The sequence below is a fragment of the Nitrosarchaeum sp. AC2 genome, assembly GCF_013407385.1.
Lineage (GTDB): Archaea > Thermoproteota > Nitrososphaeria > Nitrososphaerales > Nitrosopumilaceae > Nitrosarchaeum > Nitrosarchaeum koreense.
The window spans coordinates 1,052,857-1,072,179 of record NZ_CP030847.1; the positions used below are offsets into that span (position 1 = coordinate 1,052,857).

At 32.9% G+C, this 19,323-nt stretch carries 16 protein-coding genes and 5 pseudogenes; 6 read left to right on the forward strand and 15 right to left on the reverse strand.

From position 1 onward, the window contains the following. Window positions 1–3 precede the first annotated feature (3 nt). From mce to DSQ20_RS10760, 6 genes and pseudogenes are all read right to left on the reverse strand, one after another. A complete protein-coding gene (gene mce, locus DSQ20_RS06320) occupies window positions 4–399 on the reverse strand; it encodes a methylmalonyl-CoA epimerase (RefSeq protein ID WP_007550753.1) in 396 nt (131 codons plus the stop codon). Further along, window positions 400–2,000: pseudogene (locus DSQ20_RS06325) on the reverse strand (methylmalonyl-CoA mutase). A 5-nt stretch (window positions 2,001–2,005) separates the two neighbouring features. Continuing rightward, a pseudogene (gene meaB / locus DSQ20_RS11005) lies at window positions 2,006–2,921 on the reverse strand (methylmalonyl Co-A mutase-associated GTPase MeaB). Between the two features lie 42 nt (window positions 2,922–2,963). Then, window positions 2,964–3,368, reverse strand: a complete 405-nt coding sequence (locus DSQ20_RS06335) for a hypothetical protein (protein WP_007550756.1) — start codon at window positions 3,366–3,368, stop codon at window positions 2,964–2,966. A gap of 5 nt (window positions 3,369–3,373) precedes the next feature. Continuing rightward, window positions 3,374–4,597, reverse strand: a complete 1,224-nt coding sequence (locus DSQ20_RS06340; protein ID WP_370464200.1) for an ERAP1-like C-terminal domain-containing protein — start codon at window positions 4,595–4,597, stop codon at window positions 3,374–3,376. Window positions 4,598–4,627: 30 nt separating this feature from the next. Beyond that, window positions 4,628–5,868, reverse strand: a pseudogene (locus tag DSQ20_RS10760) (M1 family metallopeptidase); the annotation flags it as partial. A 99-nt stretch (window positions 5,869–5,967) separates the two neighbouring features. Here DSQ20_RS10760 and DSQ20_RS06345 point away from each other — a divergent pair. Next, window positions 5,968–6,390, forward strand: a complete 423-nt coding sequence (locus DSQ20_RS06345; protein ID WP_007550758.1) for a cobalamin B12-binding domain-containing protein — start codon at window positions 5,968–5,970, stop codon at window positions 6,388–6,390. Window positions 6,391–6,394: 4 nt separating this feature from the next. On the opposite strand, the gene ilvC is transcribed toward DSQ20_RS06345, so the two are convergent. From ilvC to DSQ20_RS06375, 6 genes are all read right to left on the reverse strand, one after another. Further along, window positions 6,395–7,405 (reverse strand): ketol-acid reductoisomerase, encoded by a 1,011-nt coding sequence (gene ilvC, locus DSQ20_RS06350; RefSeq protein ID WP_179365005.1) that lies wholly within the window; start codon window positions 7,403–7,405, stop codon window positions 6,395–6,397. 146 nt (window positions 7,406–7,551) lie between these two features. Continuing rightward, complete coding sequence (locus tag DSQ20_RS06355; protein ID WP_179365006.1) at window positions 7,552–8,082, reverse strand: nicotinamide-nucleotide adenylyltransferase; 531 nt, start codon at window positions 8,080–8,082, stop codon at window positions 7,552–7,554. A gap of 34 nt (window positions 8,083–8,116) precedes the next feature. Next, the gene (locus DSQ20_RS06360) at window positions 8,117–9,037 is read right to left on the reverse strand and encodes an EF-Tu/IF-2/RF-3 family GTPase (protein ID WP_179365007.1); all 921 of its coding nucleotides are present in this window, start codon (window positions 9,035–9,037) and stop codon (window positions 8,117–8,119) included. A gap of 526 nt (window positions 9,038–9,563) precedes the next feature. After that, window positions 9,564–10,319: a DUF726 domain-containing protein gene (locus DSQ20_RS06365; RefSeq protein WP_179365008.1), complete on the reverse strand. Its 756-nt coding sequence runs from the start codon at window positions 10,317–10,319 to the stop codon at window positions 9,564–9,566. After that, complete coding sequence (gene metG, locus DSQ20_RS06370) at window positions 10,316–11,971, reverse strand: methionine--tRNA ligase (RefSeq protein WP_179365009.1); 1,656 nt, start codon at window positions 11,969–11,971, stop codon at window positions 10,316–10,318. Before metG ends, DSQ20_RS06365 begins: the two co-directional genes overlap by 4 nt. 37 nt (window positions 11,972–12,008) lie before the next feature. Then, window positions 12,009–13,250 (reverse strand): adenosylhomocysteinase, encoded by a 1,242-nt coding sequence (locus DSQ20_RS06375; protein ID WP_179365010.1) that lies wholly within the window; start codon window positions 13,248–13,250, stop codon window positions 12,009–12,011. 77 nt (window positions 13,251–13,327) lie between these two features. Here DSQ20_RS06375 and DSQ20_RS06380 point away from each other — a divergent pair, with 77 nt between their 5' ends. From DSQ20_RS06380 to DSQ20_RS06395, 4 genes and pseudogenes are all read left to right on the forward strand, one after another. Further along, window positions 13,328–13,630, forward strand: coding sequence for a Rieske 2Fe-2S domain-containing protein (locus DSQ20_RS06380; RefSeq protein ID WP_179365011.1), 303 nt, complete (start codon window positions 13,328–13,330; stop codon window positions 13,628–13,630). A gap of 294 nt (window positions 13,631–13,924) precedes the next feature. After that, on the forward strand, window positions 13,925–14,719 hold the full coding sequence (locus tag DSQ20_RS06385; protein ID WP_179365012.1) for an NAD+ synthase: 795 nt from the start codon (window positions 13,925–13,927) through the stop codon (window positions 14,717–14,719). Next, window positions 14,719–16,109 (forward strand): annotated as a pseudogene (gene cysS / locus DSQ20_RS06390) (cysteine--tRNA ligase). The gene DSQ20_RS06385 and the pseudogene cysS overlap by 1 nt, the downstream one beginning before the upstream one ends. 101 nt (window positions 16,110–16,210) lie before the next feature. Next, entirely contained in the window at window positions 16,211–16,495 is a 285-nt protein-coding gene (locus DSQ20_RS06395; RefSeq protein ID WP_179365013.1) for a hypothetical protein, read from the forward strand. Between the two features lie 196 nt (window positions 16,496–16,691). On the opposite strand, the gene DSQ20_RS06400 is transcribed toward DSQ20_RS06395, so the two are convergent. From DSQ20_RS06400 to DSQ20_RS06410, 3 genes are read right to left on the reverse strand one after another with little or no spacing between them, the layout of a single operon-like run. Further along, a complete protein-coding gene (locus DSQ20_RS06400; protein WP_179365014.1) occupies window positions 16,692–17,903 on the reverse strand; it encodes a redox-regulated ATPase YchF in 1,212 nt (403 codons plus the stop codon). A gap of 34 nt (window positions 17,904–17,937) precedes the next feature. Then, entirely contained in the window at window positions 17,938–18,339 is a 402-nt protein-coding gene (locus tag DSQ20_RS06405) for a hypothetical protein (RefSeq protein ID WP_255458165.1), read from the reverse strand. After that, a complete protein-coding gene (locus DSQ20_RS06410; protein WP_179365015.1) occupies window positions 18,306–18,716 on the reverse strand; it encodes a CoA-binding protein in 411 nt (136 codons plus the stop codon). The genes DSQ20_RS06405 and DSQ20_RS06410 overlap by 34 nt, the downstream gene beginning before the upstream one ends. 87 nt (window positions 18,717–18,803) lie before the next feature. On the opposite strand from DSQ20_RS06410, the pseudogene DSQ20_RS06415 reads away from it, so the two are divergent. Continuing rightward, window positions 18,804–19,318 (forward strand): annotated as a pseudogene (locus tag DSQ20_RS06415) (hypothetical protein). The last annotated feature ends 5 nt before the right edge of the window (window positions 19,319–19,323 follow it).

Sequence of the window (19,323 nt, forward strand, 5' to 3'; positions counted from 1 at the left end):
AAATTAATTTGGATGAGAGCATAATTCAGCAAGAACGCCGTTAAGTGATTTTGGATGAATGAATGTGACTTTGGTTCCAGCAGAACCAGGTCTAATTTTTCCTAGGAATTGAATTCCACATCCTTCCATTCTTGAAACCTCGCCTTCAATGTTATCAGTCTCTAATGCCATATGATGAAGACCTGGTCCTTTTTTATCAAGAAATTTTTTAATTGGACTAGCATCATTTGTTGGTTGCATTAATTCAATTCTTCCATTCTCAAGATGAATTATTGCAACTTTAACACCTTCAGTTTCTACTGTTTCAAATTCAACTTCATGAACTCCTAACGCTTCTTTGTAAATTCTAGCAGATTCTTCTACATCATTTACTGCAATTGCAATATGATCAATTTTCATCTAAAAGACCTCTTTTGGGCGGTACTCGCCAAACACTTCTCTAAACGTATTGCTGATTTCGCCAGTTGTAGCAAATGCTCTTGCAGAGGCAATAATGTATGGCATTAGATTTTCATCAGTATCAGCTGCACTCTTCATTGCAGATAATGCTTTTTCGAGTTTCTTGTTGTCTCTAGTTGCTCTAAGTTCTTTGAGTGCTTTCTTTTGTTGGATTTCAATTCTATCATCAATTCTTAATAATTCAGGAGGTTTTTCTTCTATCTCAGAGTATTTGTTTACTCCTACGATTACTCGGTCTCCAGCATCTGCTTCTTTTTTAAGACGATATGCATTTTGTCTGATTTCTGACTGGAAGAAGCCTTTTTCAATCGCCTTAATAGAGCCGCCCATTTTTTCAATTTGTTTTAGATACTTCCAAACATTTTCTTCTATCTGATCACATAATTCCTCAAGATAGTAAGAGCCGGCCATTGGGTCAACAGTCTTAGTTACCCCACTTTCATGTGCAACGATTTGCTGTGTTCTAAGAGCAATTTTTGCAGATTCTTGCGTAGGTAATGCCAGTGCTTCATCTCTAGAATTGGTATGAAGTGATTGAGTGCCACCAATTACTGCAGCCATTGTCTGTATGGCTACACGTACAATGTTATTATCAGGTTGTTGAGCAGTTAATGATTCTCCACTTGTCTGGGTATGGAATTTTAGTTGTAACGAACGAGGATCTTTTGCATGGAATTTTTCTTTTAGGATTTTTGCATATACTTTTCTTGCAACTCTAAACTTTGCAACCTCTTCAAAGAACTCAATAGTACAACAAAAGAAAAAAGACAGTCTCGGTGCAAAGTCATCAATTTTTAGTCCTCGATCAATGCATGTTTGGATATATGCAATTGCATTTGCAATTGTAAATGCGATTTCCTGTGTGGCTGTACAACCAGCTTCTCTCATATGATATCCAGAAATTGAAACAGGATACCATTGTGGAACTTTTTCAGCGCAGTATCCAATCATATCACCAATTAATCTCATTGATGGTTTTGGAGGATAGATGTATGTGTTTCTTGCAATGTATTCTTTTAAGATATCATTTTGTGTTGTACCTCTTAATTCAGTACTTTTGAATCCTTGCGATTCACCTACAACAATATAGTATGCAAGTAAAGTTGACGCAGTAGAATTAATTGTCATAGAAGAACTAACTTTTCCCAAAGGAATTCCATCAAAGGCAATCATCATATCTTTAAGTGAAGCAATAGAAACTCCAACTTTTCCCACCTCACCTTCAGCGGGGGTAGAATCAGGATCATGTCCTATTTGTGTTGGAAGATCAAAAGCCATACTGAGTCCAGTTTGTCCTTTTTCAAGCATGAACTTGAATCGCTCATTAGTTAATTTTGCATCTCCAAAACCAGAATACTGCCTCATTGTCCAAAATCGTTCACGGAACATTTCGGTGTGAATTCCACGAGTATATGGATATACTCCAGAATCTTCTTTAACATATTTTTTAGAGGATCTTTGATAGATTCGTTTTACTGGAAAATTAGAATCAGTAACAAAATTCTTTGGTGAAACTTTTTACTAGTTTGTTTTTTTACCATCTTTTTCACTTTACCAATGACTTTGTAATTTTATCAGCAGCTTCAAAAGGATCCATCTGTTTTGATTGTATTTTTTTGAGATATTTTGAGAATGTTTTATCAGAACTTAGCATCACTTCGATCTTTTCACTCATATTATTTAAAATAATATCTTTTAATTCAGTTTCCAGTCTAACCATATCTTTATCATGTTTATGTTTATTTTTTGTAGTCATCATTTCTTTTAGAGTCTTGGCAAATTCGGATATTCCAGAGTTTTTTTAACCGAAGTCTTCAAAAATATAGGATTCAAATTAGTAGAGCCAATATATTCACGAATTGCATCAAAGAGTTGATTGGCTCCATCAAGGTCGCTCTTGTTAACAATATAGATATCGCCAATTTCAGTCAGACCAGCTTTTATTGTTTGAATGCTATCACCTGTATTTGGATTAAAGACAACTACTGTAACATCTGCAATGTTTGAAATTTCAACTTCAGTTTGACCTGCACCAACACTTTCAATTATAATTGGATTAAATCCGGCATATTCCAAAACCCTGATACTATTTCTAAGTGATCTTGAAACTGCGCCAGTGGCGCCTCTTGATGCAATACTACGGATGTAAGTTCCAGAATCAGTAGATTCAGTCATTCTAACTCTATCTCCAAGTATTGCACCACCAGTTACATGACTTGTTGGATCTATTGCAAGAATTGCAGGTTTGTATGAAGTTTCTTTAATGCAATAGATGTTTTGTTAATGAGTGAACTTTTACCGGCACCTGCAGGTCCAGTAATTCCAATGATGGATGCATTACCAGTCTCTTTGTATATTTTTTTAAGCAATTTTTTTGCTTCCGAAGGATTGTTTTCAACAATACTAATCGCTTTGGCAATTGCACCTCTCTTGCCTTTTTTTAAATCAGAAATATCCAATATAAGATAATTTTTGATAGCTGCAATAAAATCTTGTGTGTGATCTTATGGAGAACCATAGATAATTGGAGGCGCATCTTCTCCAAATGAGTGAATTTCAGTTTTTAGAGAAACTTTACCAAGGTCATGATGATCTATTAAAAATGTAACAGGATGAACTTGCCAACCATGTTTTGGAAGTATTGGAAAGGGAACTGTCTCGACAAATTTAGAACCAGATAAAGTCTTTTGAAAAGATTTGTCCATCCCTAAAACTTCCAGTACGACGTGATTTGTCTTTGAAGTTTTATCGAGATATGAAATCTCAACGTATCCTTCATCATAATAAGTGGCATCAATTTCAAATGTTGATTTTAAAACGTCGTGATTAGAACCAGAATCAAAAATAAAAAATAAACCCAATACCGTGATTACTATAATAGAAATCAATGGAATGATTTTTTTTGCCATATTAATTATGAAAATTCTTTTCTCATATTACGCAAAAATTTAGAGTTTATTCTAATTCTTTCCAGAGTTTGCTCTTGAGTTCTTTCAGTTCCTGGAGTAGGATTCTTTTTGAAGAACTGACGAATCTCTTTTTCCATGGAATCATCAGCAATTGATGAAATACTTGCAACAATTCTATTAAACAGTGGATTACCACGGCCAACTTTTTTGCTTAATTTTGGCCAGTTATTCTTTAGCCAAGGCCAGAGTATTTTTTTACCATAAGGATTTCCTGCAACCTTCATAATTGGAAGCTGCATGTTTTGGGAGCGAACCTCAGAGGTTTGAGAAAAATTCAGCGATTGGAGTAATAATTTCGGATCCTTAAAACTACACATTGCTCCAAGGAAACGTAGTTTTTCTTCAGTTGTTTTTGCATTTCTATAAAGACGAGTTAATTCAGCATGTGTTTTAGAATTACCATTCCATGCCATTACAGAACATACAGGCTCAACTAGATCAGGAGGAAGAGAATTTTGATTTTTCAAGAATTGCTTATAGCGATTTTCAGATTCAATTGTAACTTCTTCATCATTTAGTTTACCTAATGTAAAAATTACAAATCCACGCATCAAGGCATCTGTATGTTTATCTGTTTTTTTAGGATCCCATCCAAGGTCATGCAAGATTTTCTTTAGATATTTTACAGTGTAATTTTTAATTTGATCAGAAAAGTCTTCATCAAATGCTCTAAAATACAAAGAGGTCAGATTATGTGCTACATTTACTGTTGCCAAATAACTGTCTTCATCATAATATGCATCAGAGAAATCAAGATAGTTACGTACTGTTTCATCACCAGATACACATAAAGAAAACAGATCATTTTGAATTGCCCATCTATCGATTGCAGGAATTTGTTTTTGGTCTATTAGCATTTTAAGATCTATCAAAGTTCCTTCATCATACTTTACACGATAGAATCCTTTTCTTCCAAAATTAGCTACAAACCCAATATTGTCTTTAGGTAGTTTTACTGACATTGATTTTTTTGTAAACAGTTTTTGAAATAACTCATTTTGCAATCCTATAGAAAGCGGAATGAACCACAATCCTTTGGTTGATTTTTTATCAGATTCTAAAACATATCGTCTTTGTTTAAGATGTAATATAGAATCTCGTTTTTCTATCTCAACTACAGGAAAGCCGGGTTGCTTTAACCATGTCTGAACCATTGAACGAACTGGCATTTTAGAAATTTTTCCTATTGCATCCCAAAGATCTTTGCCTTCAGCGTTTTTGTATTTGAAACCAGCAAGATATTTTTTTAATCCTTTTTGGAAATTTGATTCACCAACATAATGTTCTAACATTCTTAAAACACAACCACCCTTATCATAAGAAATCGCATCAAATATTTCACGAATTTCAGATGTAGAATTAACTTTAACATCAATTGGATGAGTATTTTTCAATGAATCTAGCGCCATAGCATTATTCATCGCATCATCAACGAATTGATTCCATAAATCCCATTCCGGGTAAAACTTGTCTACAAATTTTGTTGCCATAAATGTTGCAAAGCTTTCATTTAACCACAAATCATTCCACCATTTCATAGTGACTAGATTTCCAAACCACTGATGTGCAATCTCATGAGAGATGACTTCTGCAATGTATTGTTTTGTTCTGGTGGAAGACGTTTTGGATCATATAGAAGAATTGTTTCTCTAAATGTAATTGCGCCCCAATTTTCCATCGCGCCTGCTGCAAAATCAGGGATTGCTATCAAATCCAATTTAGGCAGAGGATATTTTATGCCAAAATATTTCTCATATGATGAAAGTAATTTTTTTCCAAGTTCCAGAGAATATTTTCCTTTAGACTTGTTTCCTTTTGTAGTAATTACACGAACCTGAACTTTACCAATCTTGCCTGTAAGATATTCAAATTCACCAACACCAAGATAGATAAGATATGTAGACATTATTGGAGTTTTTGCAAATTTGTACAGCGTTTTATTCTTTAATCTTTTTTTAGACATTATTGGCATGTTTGAAATTGCAGTGAATTTGTTTTCAGCAATTATAGAAATTTCAAAGGTTGCTTTTGCTTCTGGTTCATCCCAACATGGAAATGCTCTTCTGGCATCAGCTGCCTCAAATTGTGTTGTTGCAAGATATTTTGTTTTGCCATTTTGTTTGTATTGACTTCTATAGAATCCCAACAATCTATCGTTTAAGTCTCCAGTGAATTCAATTTCAATAAAAGCACATCCTTTAATTTTATTTTTAATGGTAATTACAAGTTCTTCTTTATTTGCATCTGTTTTAGTGACTGCTTTTTGAATGACATCATTATTGATTACTCTACATGATTTTATTTTGATCTCAGCACAATGCATAATGATTGTGTTTACTGAGTCTTTGCATTCTACAGTGATTATTTCCTTACCAATGAAGGTAAAATTTTTAAAAATAGGCTCAAATTCAAGTACATAATTTACAGGAAATACCTTCACACTGAGAGTGCTTTTGTAGCGCTTTATCTAAATTTCTAATAACAGAAAAAGACGAAAATCAAATAAAGCCTTTAAAATAATGAATCATGATCACAAAACATGAAACAAAAGACTGCTTCAAGACGTGTTAAGATCCTAGTTGCCAAGTTGGGCTTAGATGGTCACGATAGAGGAGCTCTTGTATTATGTAGAGCATTTAGAGATGCAGGGATGGAAGTAATTTACTCGGGTCTATTTGCAACCCCAGATAGAATTGCACAAATTGCAGAAGACGAAGACGTGGATGCAATTGCAATGAGTTTACTTAATGGTGCACATGGAACATTATTTCCAAGAGTAGTTCAAGCATTAAACAAGAAAGGAATCAAAGACGTACTAGTAGTTGGAGGCGGGGTAATACCCGAAGTAGATAAAAAAGATCTTAAAAAATCAGGTGTGGATGAGGTATTTGGTCCAGGTACACCATTAAATGAAATAATTGATCATATCACCAATGGCGTTTCAAAATTAAGAAAATTATAATAAATTATTCTGTAGAGTCGGGCCACATCATCTTACGCATTTGCTTTCCAACTTTCTCAATTTGATGGGCTTCAGTCTCTTTCATGTATTTATCAAATGAATCTTTACCATGTTTCTGATATTCATCAATCCATTCTTTATTGAAAGTTCCATCCTGAATCATTTTTAGAACTTTTTTCATGTTGTCTTTACTTTCACTAGTAATTACCATTGGACCACGTGTTAAACCACCATACCTTGCAGTCTCACTAACACGTCTCCACATTCCATTGATTCCATATCTTTGAATCATATCTACAATTAATTTTAGTTCATGTAATACCTCAAAGTATGCAATTTCTGGCTGATAGCCTGCCTCAACCAAAGTCTCAAATGAAGCTTGTATCATGGATGCAGCGCCGCCACAAAGATCTGCTTGTTCTCCAAACCAATCAGTTTCAACTTCTTCTTTGAACGTGGTTTGAATTAGCCCTGCACGTGCACTACCAATTGCTTTTGCAATTCCTAGAGTTCTATCCCAAGCTTTTCCAGTGAAATCTTGATGTACTGCAACAATCGATGGAGTACCAAAGTTTTCAAGATATGTCTCTCGTACTTTGGAGCCAGGTCCTTTTGGTGCAACCATGATAATGTCAATATCTTTTGGAGCATCAATCCATTTCCAATGAATTGCAGCTGCATGTGAAAACGATAATGCTTTTCCTTTAGAGAGATTTGGTCCAATTTCAGATTTATAAACTTCAGATTGGATCATGTCCGGAAGTAAAACGTGAATTATATCGGCTTTTTTGCATGCATCAGATACAGACATCACTTTATGACCATCAGATTCTGCTTTTTTCCAGCTGTTTCCACCGTTTTTAAGACCAACAATTATGTTAAGACCAGAATCTTTCATGTTATTTGATTGAGCATCCCCTTGTATGCCATAACCAATTACGGCTATTGTTTGATCTTTTAATGGATCTAAGCTGATGTCTTTATCTTTCCATGTTTTTGCCATATAATTACTCAAAATATTGCAAATATTAACTATAGAATTTCATATTTCAATAATTTTGTTGCAACCACGACACTTTACTATGACCTTATCTCCAGGCAGTCGATGAAATCTCTTTGAGCCACAATGAGGGCAAATGGGACAAGCACGTATTGGTTCCATTAGTGTTCAGTTGGTTTTGTATCGGACTTTGATATTATTTCCAGTCTTTTTTTGCCATTGATTTTTTGTAAAAATTTAGCAACCGCCTCAGGAACAAGTATTTGCCAGTTATCATCAGATATTATCATTTGACGGATATGAGATGCATTGTATTGTGATCTTTCTAGAAATTTTGGGGGTATTACATCAATTGAAGAATCGGCAAGTAGCATTTTGACATAATCATTTCCACTGTATACTTTATCAAAGTGAGGCAATGCAGATTTTAGAAAGGATGACCAAGTTGCAATATTGAATTGATTTTCAATTGCAACAATAAAACATCGAGATAAATTAATTTCAGATTCTTTTAATGAATCATGTATCATTTCAATTCGCTCACCAGCGGTAAAAGGATCTTTTTCTAAATAATTGAATTGAGAGCTAGTAATTGCAATAATTACCTCATCGCATTGATCAAGAATTTGTTTTACCAAATCTAAATGCCCCAAATGGAAAGGCTGAAACCTGCCCATCATCAATCCGCGCATAAATTATGATAATTTTTGATTTAATTAAATGAGTCTATTTGATTGGGCCACTACCAAGAATTCTAATGGTTGTGGATTCGGGTTTTAAAATGACTGCAATATCACCGACATTGTAAACTATTGGTTTTTCAAATTTTAGTTTCAAAGGAGTAATTGATGAAAATTTGGCTGCTTTTATTTGCAGGCCTACACTAACAAGACATCCTTGATTTTCAGCAATGTCAGTTTTATAAAATGGACTTTTAGTAAAATCAAGCTCAATTTCAGATTTAACACTAACGGTTCCTTCCTTTGCAATAACATCACCTCGTCCAACCTCATCGGGTTTTGCGCCTTTTACTGCAAGACCTACTCTTGCAGGACAAATGGATTCCTCAACTGGGTCATCATGCATTTGAATTGATTTTATCATTACATCAATTCCTGCAGGGTATAGTTTGAGGTTATCATATTGTTTGATTGTTCCACATGTTACTTTACCAAGAATTACTGTTCCAACACCTTTAACATCAAAGCATTGATCAATTACCATTCTTGGAGGATCAGTGTTTGAAGTTGGTTGAATTTTGTCCATTTCTTCTTTGAGTTTGCCCTGTTCAACTTTGAGGTATTTTTCAACTACAGTACCTTTTATCATTGAATTTAACTTTGATTCATCGACATCAAAAGTATGAGATAAGATGCCTTGAGTTTTTTTTAGCGTATCAAGTGCAATAATTTGCTCCCCAGTGAATTTGTCAAGTTTATCAACAAGAAATATTACAAATTCAGCTAGATTGATTGATTGTAAAAGGGGTTGTATTTTATCTGGAAATCCACTAGGAGTCACCCAAGTTTTGATAATATCAGATTCCTTCCTATCATAAAGAGAAAGATCAGTCACAGTTCCTTTTTTGCCAAATTCTGCTGCAATGTCTTGTTTTCCCAAGACTACAAAATTTATGGACTTGACCATATATCTAAGTAAGAAATCAGGCTTATGAATCTAAATACAACTATAATCCCTAGTTCAAAAATGATTAAAAATACTAGCAGATTGTAATTAAAAATCAAATAACAATCAAATATTGAAAAGAGATTAGAAAAATAAAAAAGAAATTATCTTGTTGATGATGGCATAGATTAGATCGATTGAAGTTTTAGACTAGATTAGAGTTGTTTTCGGATTACTTTTTCTTTTTATCCAAGACAATTGCCTCCGAAAAGGTCGAATATATTACAAGATAATAAAGATTTATCACAATTCGTATTTTTTTAAACTGTGATTCATTTCTAAAGTTACAGGTAGTAACAAATCATTCAATTCAACAATAATTCAATTAGCAGGAATATTCTGACAGATCTTCAAAATCATCAGTCTTTTGATCAATTACGTTCAAGTGATATAGAATTAGTTTATGATATTGCGTCATTTCTGATCTATTCAAACAACCTCTTTTGAAATATAAAAAGAAGACTGAGGAATCATACTAGAGCGATACTTAAGGAAATGATAACAAAACAGCAGCATAACTTGCAAATCTATGATTTTTAGGCGTGACAGATTTTTGACGATATTTTGAAATTGTTTTTCCTATTGCTCCATTTAATCCCAAAGGACCGGTGACAAATTTTTCTTTGTTTGCCCAATTCAAAACCTCATCAGACGGGCTAAAATAATTTACAATTTTTCCTCTGATTATTCTATCAAGTAGTTTGCCATATTTTTTTGATGAAGGTACATCGCTTGTAATTGACGCACCAAAAAAATATACACTTTCTATAATTCCATTATTTTGAGACTTTTTTGCCAGATTCTCAATAGTACTAAGAATTACCTGAGAGCCTAAAGAATGACCCATCAGACGAATCTTTGTTTTGGGACTAGTAAATTTGAAATCTTCTATAAACATAGCTAAATTTCGACCATTTTTTTGTGCAATTATTTGACCTGCACGAAGTGAACGCCTAGCATGTTTTAGAAGGTGAGCTCCAGCAGTGTTAGAATCATAGCTAAGTCCAATCACAGGATGTCGATATCCTAGATGAGATAATCTATTTTTAGCAAGAGTAACTTTTGCAATAGCTCCTGCATTATTGTTACGTAATCCATGAATCATTATTACAAGTTCTTTGGAACCTATGAGATTATCAAAATATTTTTTTGGGTATAAAAAATAGGGATTGTCTTTGATGGTCTTACCAGACATCAAATCATAATATCCCCTAGTAGATATTCGCGGGACAGATTTGGTCATTCTGCGGGGCCTAGTTGTTTTTTATATTTTGCAATATCTTCATCTTCTACTTTAACAAATAAAGGAGATACTTTGCCTAAGACATGTCCCGATTTAACACCAATATCAGAAATTGAATTCCACGTATTTTGATTGACTCTACCATCTAGTCCAATTTGTTCCCATATCTTTTGTGAAGATTCTGGGATAAATGGAAATAATGCAATTGCCATACTACGTGCAGCGTTTACAGATAAAAACACACAGTTAGTAGTTCCAGGTTCTTTCTTCCAAGGTTCTTTATGTTGAAAGTATTGATTGAAAAACGATGAAAACTCCATGATTTTCTTTAGAGCCCTATCCAAATGATTTTGTTCCATCAAAATTCCTAGTTCTGCAGAAAGATTTTTTATCTTATTTTCAGCCTCCAGATCTTTATCATCATACTTTTCAGTTTCAGGAATAACGCCATCAAACGCTTTTTTTGTAAATCCTAATGCACGATTAACAAAATTTCCAAGATTGCCAATTAATTCAGAATTAATTCTATTTGTAAATTCATTCCAATCAAAGTTCAAATCATCTTGCGAGTATGGATTGATTGCGATTAGATAATATCTTAGATAGTCAGCAGGATAATATTCTAAAAATTGTTTTAGTCCAATGTACCAGTTTCTACTCTTTGAAATTTTCTTTGATTGTAAAGTGAGATGACCCCTAGTTGGGATATAATCAGGTAACTTGTATTCACTGTTTATTCCCAAACGCATTGCAGGTAAGAATAGATAATGATGATAAACAATGTCTTTTCCAATAAAATGATAGATATCAGCAGAATTCCAAAAATCTTTACCATTAATTCCTTTATCGTTAAGAAATTTTACAGCAGTAGAAATGTAAGCCAAGTGATTATCAAACCAGCCATAAAACACCTTGTCTTTATATTTTTCAAGTGGGACATGTACACCCCAAGAGATATCACGTGTAATATCCCAATCAATTAAACCAGATTTTATCCAATTTTGAACATATTTTTTTACATCTTTTTGCAGATTCTCGTTTTCATCAAGCCATTTGTATAATGAATCTCCAAAATTCTTTAGTTTGAAAAAGAAATGTGTGGTCTTTTCTTTAGTTGGAATTTGTCCACAAATAGAACATTTTGGGTCGGATATCTCTTCAGGTACTCTGCCACAACTTTCACAAAGATCAGAGTATTGATCAAGTGCATTGCAATAAGGACATGTTCCTTTGACATATCTATCAGGCAAGAATTTTTTATCGTTATTACAATAAAATTGAATAATTTCTTTTTCGTAAACGTGACCGGCCGCATTAAGTTTGTTAAATACATCTTGAACAAATGCTATGTTTTCTGAAGAGCTAGTTTTATAAAAAAAATCAAAATCAATACCAAATGATGTAAAATCATCATAATCTCGTTTATTCCAATAAGCAACATATTCTGAAGGTGTTTTTCCCTCTTTTTCAGATTGTATCAAAATAGGAGTACCAAAATCATCAGATGCACAAACATAGTAAGCCTCAACACCATTTAATTTCAAAAATCTGGTTGTTACATCAGCTGGCAAATATGTTGATGCGACATGACCTAAATGGATTTCACCATTAGCATAAGGTAACGCACTAGTAATGATTGCTTTGTTTTTCATCGGTAATATTTTGGAACCTAATTGGGGTTAAGAAGTTTTACCAACTATTAGCATATTTGACTTGTTGTGGAGTAAGTTTATCGATTTTTACATCCATGGCTTTTAGTGCATCAACTGCAACTTGTTTATCAATCTCTTCTGGAACATTAATGATTTTGTTACCAATCTTTGCATGATTCTTGAGAATATACAAGACAGATAGAATTTGATTAGAGAAAGATTGAGCCATTACTTCTGGAGGATGTCCTTCCGCAGCTACAAGATTTGCTAATCGTCCTTCGCCAATTAAATAAACACGTTTACCATTTTTTAGAGTACATTCATCAAGATTTGCTCGTACTCGTTTTACAGATTTTGATTCTTTAAGCAAAAATTTGCTATCAATTTCAACATCAAAATGTCCAACATTGCCCATGATTGCACCATTTTTCATTTTTATAATGTGTTCTTTTCTAATTACACTTGTCATTCCAGTACATGTGATAAAGATGTCACCAACTTTACAGGCTTGTGCCATTTGCATTACTTCAAAACCATCCATATGAGCTTCTAATGCTTTGATAGGATCAATCTCAGTCACAATTACCTTAGAGCCCATTCCTTGGCACCTAGATGCAACACCACGTCCTACCCAACCATAACCAACAACTACAACTCGTTTAGAGGCCATCAACAAATTCATTGCACGCAGATAGCCATCGATTGTGCTTTGTCCTGTTCCATATCGATTATCAAACATGTGTTTTGTATATGCTTCATTTACTAAAATTACAGGATATCGAAGTTTTCCTTGGTTTTCAACTGCTCTTATTCTAGTAACACCAGCAGTAGTTTCTTCAGTTGCACCAAGAATTTTCATATTCTTATATCGATTATCAAAATGTGCCTTGACATTCATATCAGCACCATCGTCAGTTAAGATAGTCGGTTTATGATTTAGAACCTGATCAATACACCAATCATATTCTTTTACAGATTGACCATGCCATGCATAAACATGAATTCCTTTTGATGCCAAAAAGGCTGCAATGTCATCTTGTGTTGTAAGTGGATTTCCACCGCAACATGCAACAGTTGCACCAAGTTCTTTTGCACCCATTAAAAGTACAGATGTCTCTTTTGTAATGTGTAAGCAAAATCCTAAAGTAACACCTTTGAGGGGTTGAGATTTTTTAAATCGATTTATGGTGTTATCGAGAATTTGCATATGAGATCTAGCCCATTCATATGACAATTTACCGTCTTGAATCAATTTTGCACTAGATTTTACCTTGCTCATGTATTTTGACGTTAAAAAAGAGTATAAAATTCTATCATGCGAATATAAATAAATGACAAAATTATCGAATTAGCAGTATGACTTGGAAAAAGATTGCAGAAAAAGGAGACATATCTATCGGTAAAGGAAAGGCCTTTAAAATCGATGGAAAACAAATTGCAATTTTCAATCAAGATGGATATCATGCAATTGATGACCTTTGTGTTCATCAAGACGGCTCGATTGCACCAGGTAAATTAGAAGGGGACATAGTAGAATGTCCATTGCATTTTTGGCATTATAACATCAAAACAGGAGAATTGAAAGACTATCTCAAAGATGTGAAATTAGCAACATATCATGTTGAAGCCAGAAATGACGGAATTTACGTTGATGTATAACCAAAATCATCATTAAAAATTTTGTAAAATTAAAAAAACACAACACAGATTCAGTCATCAATTTTATAATTTTTTGTAAAGCCAAAAAAGAGAAAATTCCAAAAAAGGAATGTTTGCATTTACCTTTTATGCAATCAGAATGAAATCAGTGTATGAATAATAAATTATCAGATTTTCAAAAATAAGTTATTCATAATTGAAATAGCTATTCATTCAAAATAAGTGTAAAAATCGTTCAAATGCGTTTCAATATTTGGTACAATTTTTATTCTCACACATTATGTAAATTAATTATTGAACCAAGACATCATAAATGAAATTAAGAATCAAAATTATGCTGCAATTACAGATTCTATTGAAAATTTCTTAATAGAGCAGATAGAGAAAAACCATGTAGACGGATTAATTTTAGGATTAAGCGGTGGGATAGATTCAGCTGTTTTAGCTTATATTTGCAAAAGAAAACTAAAAGAAAAAACACTTGCCGTAATAATGCCAGATACACAGATTACACCAAGTATCGAAACAGAAGACGCGATGAAGATGATTGCACTGACAGGATTAGAATACAAATTAATCGACATCAAACCAATTGTTAATGAATACATGCATTATGTAGAACCAAATAATTGGGCTAAAGGAAATCTAAGGGCAAGGATAAGAACCAATATCTTATATTATTATGCAAATGCAAAAAAGTATCTCGTATTAGGATCAAGCGATAAAAGTGAATACCTGATGGGATATTTTACAAAATATGGAGATGGAGCATCAGATCTAGTACCAATAATTTCATTATACAAATTACAAGTCAGAGAAATTGCAAAATTTTTAGGTGTGCCTCAAAACATTATTGAAAAGAAGAGTAGTCCTCACCTATGGAAGGAGCATGAAGCTGAAAAAGAATTAGGAGCATCATATGAAGAGATAGATTCTATACTTTATTGCATAATAGATAAAAAACTATCAATCGATAAAACTAGCGAGATACTAAAAATCGATAAACAAATGGTTGAAAAAACATATCAGACATACATTAACAGTGCCCACAAAAGAGAAATGGCACAAAAACCATCTGAGGAAAAATAATGAAACTACAAGATACGCTTAGTAATTCTGAACAAACACTAGAAGTTTCAAAAAAAATAAGAATTTACTTGTGCGGAGTTACAGTATATGATGAATCTCATATAGGACATGCTAGAACAATAATTGTTTTTGATGTATTAAGAAAATATTTGGAAAGTAAAAAAATAGAAGTAGAATTTATCCAAAATTTTACAGATGTTGATGATAAAATAATTAATCGAGCAAAAACAGAAAACACGACTGCAGAGCAAATTAGTTCAAAATACATTCAAAGATACTTTAGCGATTTTGATGAGTTGAATGTAAAACGTGCAACAAATTACCCTAAGGCAACAGAACACATAGAAGACATTAAAAATTTCATAAGTAAATTAATTGAAAAGGGGATAGCATATGTATCAAAAAATGGGGTTTATTTTTCAGTAGCAAAGTTTCCACAATATGGAAAACTATCAAAAAAGAAGATAGATGAATTACAATCAGGAGCAAGAATAGAAATTGACGAGTCAAAAAAAGACCCTCTAGATTTTGCTTTATGGAAATTTTCTAATGAAAATCCACTTTGGGATAGTCCATGGGGAAAAGGTAGACCTGGGTGGCATATTGAATGTTCTGCAATGAGCATAAAGTATCTTGGAGAAAATTTTGACATACATGGAGGTGGGAGAGATCTGATATTCCCACATCATGAAAATGAAATTGCACAATCAGAATCATACACGACAAAACAATTTGCAAAAATTTGGATGCATGTAGGAATGGTCACTATTAACGGAGAAAAGATGTCAAAATCACTTGGCAATATAAAATCAATAAAACATGTATTAGATAATTGGGGATCAAACATTATTAGATTATTTTGCTTGTCAGGACACTATTCAAAACCAATAGACTATTCTGAGGAATTATTAAAAGAGAATCTAATAAAATGGCGTCAGGTAGAAACTTGCTATTATGAATTAATTCACGCAAGTAATTCATCGAATTCAGGCGAAATTGAATTATTAATTAACAACATAGGCAAAGAGTTTGATAATTCCTTAGAGTCAGACATCAATACACATCTTGCTCTTTCAGCATTTTTCAAACTTGTAAAAGAGGTAAACTATATGGCTGCAGAAGAAAAATTGAATTCAATAGACGCAAAAATAATCATTCCAGAATTGGAAAGAATGCTTGATATTTTAGGACTTGTAATTCCAAAAATTACGCCAAATGAAAAAAATGAAATTGATAATATGATCATAACAAGAGAACAATTAAGAAAAGAAAAAAATTTCAAGAATCAGACAACATTAGAGAGAGACTCAATGAAATGAATATTGAATTAATTGATCATAAAGGAAAAACAATTTGGATTAGAAAAGAAAAGATCAAGGCAGACACATAATTCATTTACAGAAAAAACATTATCTACTAAAAATTAGTCCGGTCTAATTAGTCCCGTCTAATTTTAACATTGTTTAATAATTAATAAAAATAAACTAAATTATGAATGCATGGACTAAATTTTGGAATTGGTATGAAAATAAGATTTTAGGTAGTGTCATCATAATTGCGATAATACAGTTTATTCAGATTCCGCATATGATTTGGAATGCAGATTTGATGTTAGAAGCAGGATATGTTTCGAGAGTTCATCCATTAATTGACTGGTTACTATATGGAGTAGATTTAATCGAAATAATTTCAATCGTAAATGTAGGAATGATTATGTTTAGTCTGATTAAAAAAAGAAGAGAAAACAAATCCATAAAGACTATTAAAAAAGAGTGAATTAACTCCGGTACAAATAGAGGAAGGATTACAGTGAACTATGTCATTATTTTGTGAAAAATGCAATAATCGGAGATTGCCAAAATGGGATAAAGTGGAAAATAAAACAAAGTGGCTTTGTGAAACTTGTTGCAATTATGTTGATGATAAAAACAACATAATAGATCAATATCAAAAATAGTTAAAATTTAATCAATTATTTTTTTGATGCACTAACCAAAGAGACCACATCTCTATCTCTGAGCTGATAGTCCACAGGCAACCGCAAGTTATATCTCAAGTCCTTTCCATATAGGAGTCCTTTTGTCAGATCTGTGTGAATTTCTTTTGCTAGATCAGCAATTGTTGCACCAGCCTTGAGTAATATCAAGTCAGGCAAAACACGCCCTTTTTTATCAGCTAAAAGTTTTTCGTCAGCCACGGGATAGATTGAATTCATCTTTAGTAGTTTGAATACTGCCACGTTAATTGCAAATTGAACACCTGTTCGCATATATTCGCCCATTATTCCTTTTTTAATAAAATCCAAAGCGTTAATCTGTTTTTCATTAAGATCTTCTGATTTTATTATTTCAAATTGTTCAGAACCTGGAGAATATTTGATCAATCCCTTTTGTTCAGCTCTTCTTAAACTAAATTCACTATCTCCGCTAACAGGAATTACAATAGAATCATTGAATCGTTCTCGCAATCTAGCAAAATTTTTGTCTGCACCTTCCACATCAATTTTATTTGCAACAATGAGTGTTGGTTTTGAAATTTTTCTAATATATGATGCAAGTTTTTTTGTATCAACCATATCGAAATTATCAAACTCTTTATCGCCCAATCCAAGTTTTAATAATGAATCTTTTACATGAGTTGGATTAACACCAATTCCACGATAAAGATCAGTGATTGCATCTACAATACTTGAACCAGTTCGAATTGACTTTGATACTTTATCTCTATTTCCCTCTAAAATTTTATGGTACCATAAAATTAATTCCTCTTCAATATCTGCAAAATCAGATATTGGATCCCCACTACCAACCTCGGTAATTTTTCCAGATGAATCTATACCGCCAGATGCATCAACAACACGAAGTAATGCATCAGATTGAGCAGCAATTGAAAGAAATTGGTTTCCTAATCCTTTTCCCTTCCACGCATCTTTGATAAGACCAGGTAAATCAATTAATTCAACTGGGATGTATCTCCACCCGTCAACGCATTTTGAATTATTAGGGTTATCTTGTATTTTAAACTCTGGATGAACACATAAAGTAATTGCATGTGCAATGCCAGAAACAGGTTTTTTTGTTGTAAATGGATAAGAAGATATTTCTTCAGACGACAAAGTGGCAGCATTGTAAAAAGTTGTTTTACCAGTATTTGTTTTACCTATTAATCCAAGTTTAATTGGCATGGTTTATTTGTAATCTAAGAATATTTATCTCTGCCTAGATATCAGAGTCATTGATTTTTTTGGTTATCTTTTCTAGGGATTGTGTTAATTCCTTTATTGACCATTCGATGTCACTAGCATCTTTTTTAGATAATTCACTTTTCCATTTTTCTAAAACAATATTTGCTATTTCTGAACAGTTGTAAAGCAGATTCCAATAGGGATGATGTTCTGCTGTTGAATATGCAAGCTCTGTTACATCAATTAATCCATTTTTCGCGCGTGCCAACGCTGTAATATTTTCACCAAAAATTTTTACAATATCAACATCTAGATCTTTTTGTACTTTTAGCGGAGTATTATTTTTTTCATGTTTATTTACTAATTCGTGCAATTCGTTGTAAAAAATATCAAAAGTCATAATTAAGATAATCTCTGATGTTCTGCCAGCATACATCTATTAAATACAATTTTTATTCCATTATCTCTGGCCAAGTTTTCGGCTTCAACATTATGGATTCCTTCTTGAAGCCAAATTACCTTGGGTTTTTTCTTAATAGATTCTTTCACTACAAGAAGTACTTGATCAGATGGTCTAAACACATCAATGATATCAACATCATCAACAACTTCAGAAATTGTACTAAAACATTTTTTACCTAAAATCTCATCAGTGGTAGGATTTACTGGAATTATAGTAAATCCATGTTCAGACAAATATTTTGGAACGTAATATGCCGCCTTATGTTCATTTTTAGACATGCCAATTACTGCAACACGCGTTAAGGAAAGAATATCTCTTATTTCATCATCGGTGTAAGAATCGCGTTCCATGAAAAAATTAAAGCAATGTAGGATATAATTTTTAAAGGAAATAGCATGGTATTTTAACAACTGGGAAAATTAAACGACATGGAATCTATGCCGGAAGAACCAAAAGACGTAGTGGTGTTAGGAGCAATTGCAAGAGGAATTAAAAAATTCGATAAAATACAAAAAGCAGCCCAGATTGATGGGGAAGAACTAAACGAAATTCTTGAGAAATTAGAAAAAAGAGAACTAATACAGGTAGAAGAAAAAAAAGGATTATTTGGAAAAAAATTGAGCTTAAAATTACAGATAAAGGAACAAAAGAATTAGAAGAGAGGATTCACGAATTACAAGATAAATGGAATCAAATGTCCTTACTGTACAAAAGTGGGGATAAAGAAAAACTAAAACAATACATGGACGATAACAAATCAATTCTTCCCACTATGATGTTTTTTGGAATAATGGACATTATGATGTTTTCAATGATGTTTAGTATGATGGGTATGATGATGACAGACTATGTACCGGCAGAAAGTATTCCAAATGACATGGGTGGGGAAACTGCATCAGATGGAGGAATGGATTCTGATGGTGGTGGGTTTGACTTTGATGTCGGATTCTAAGTCGA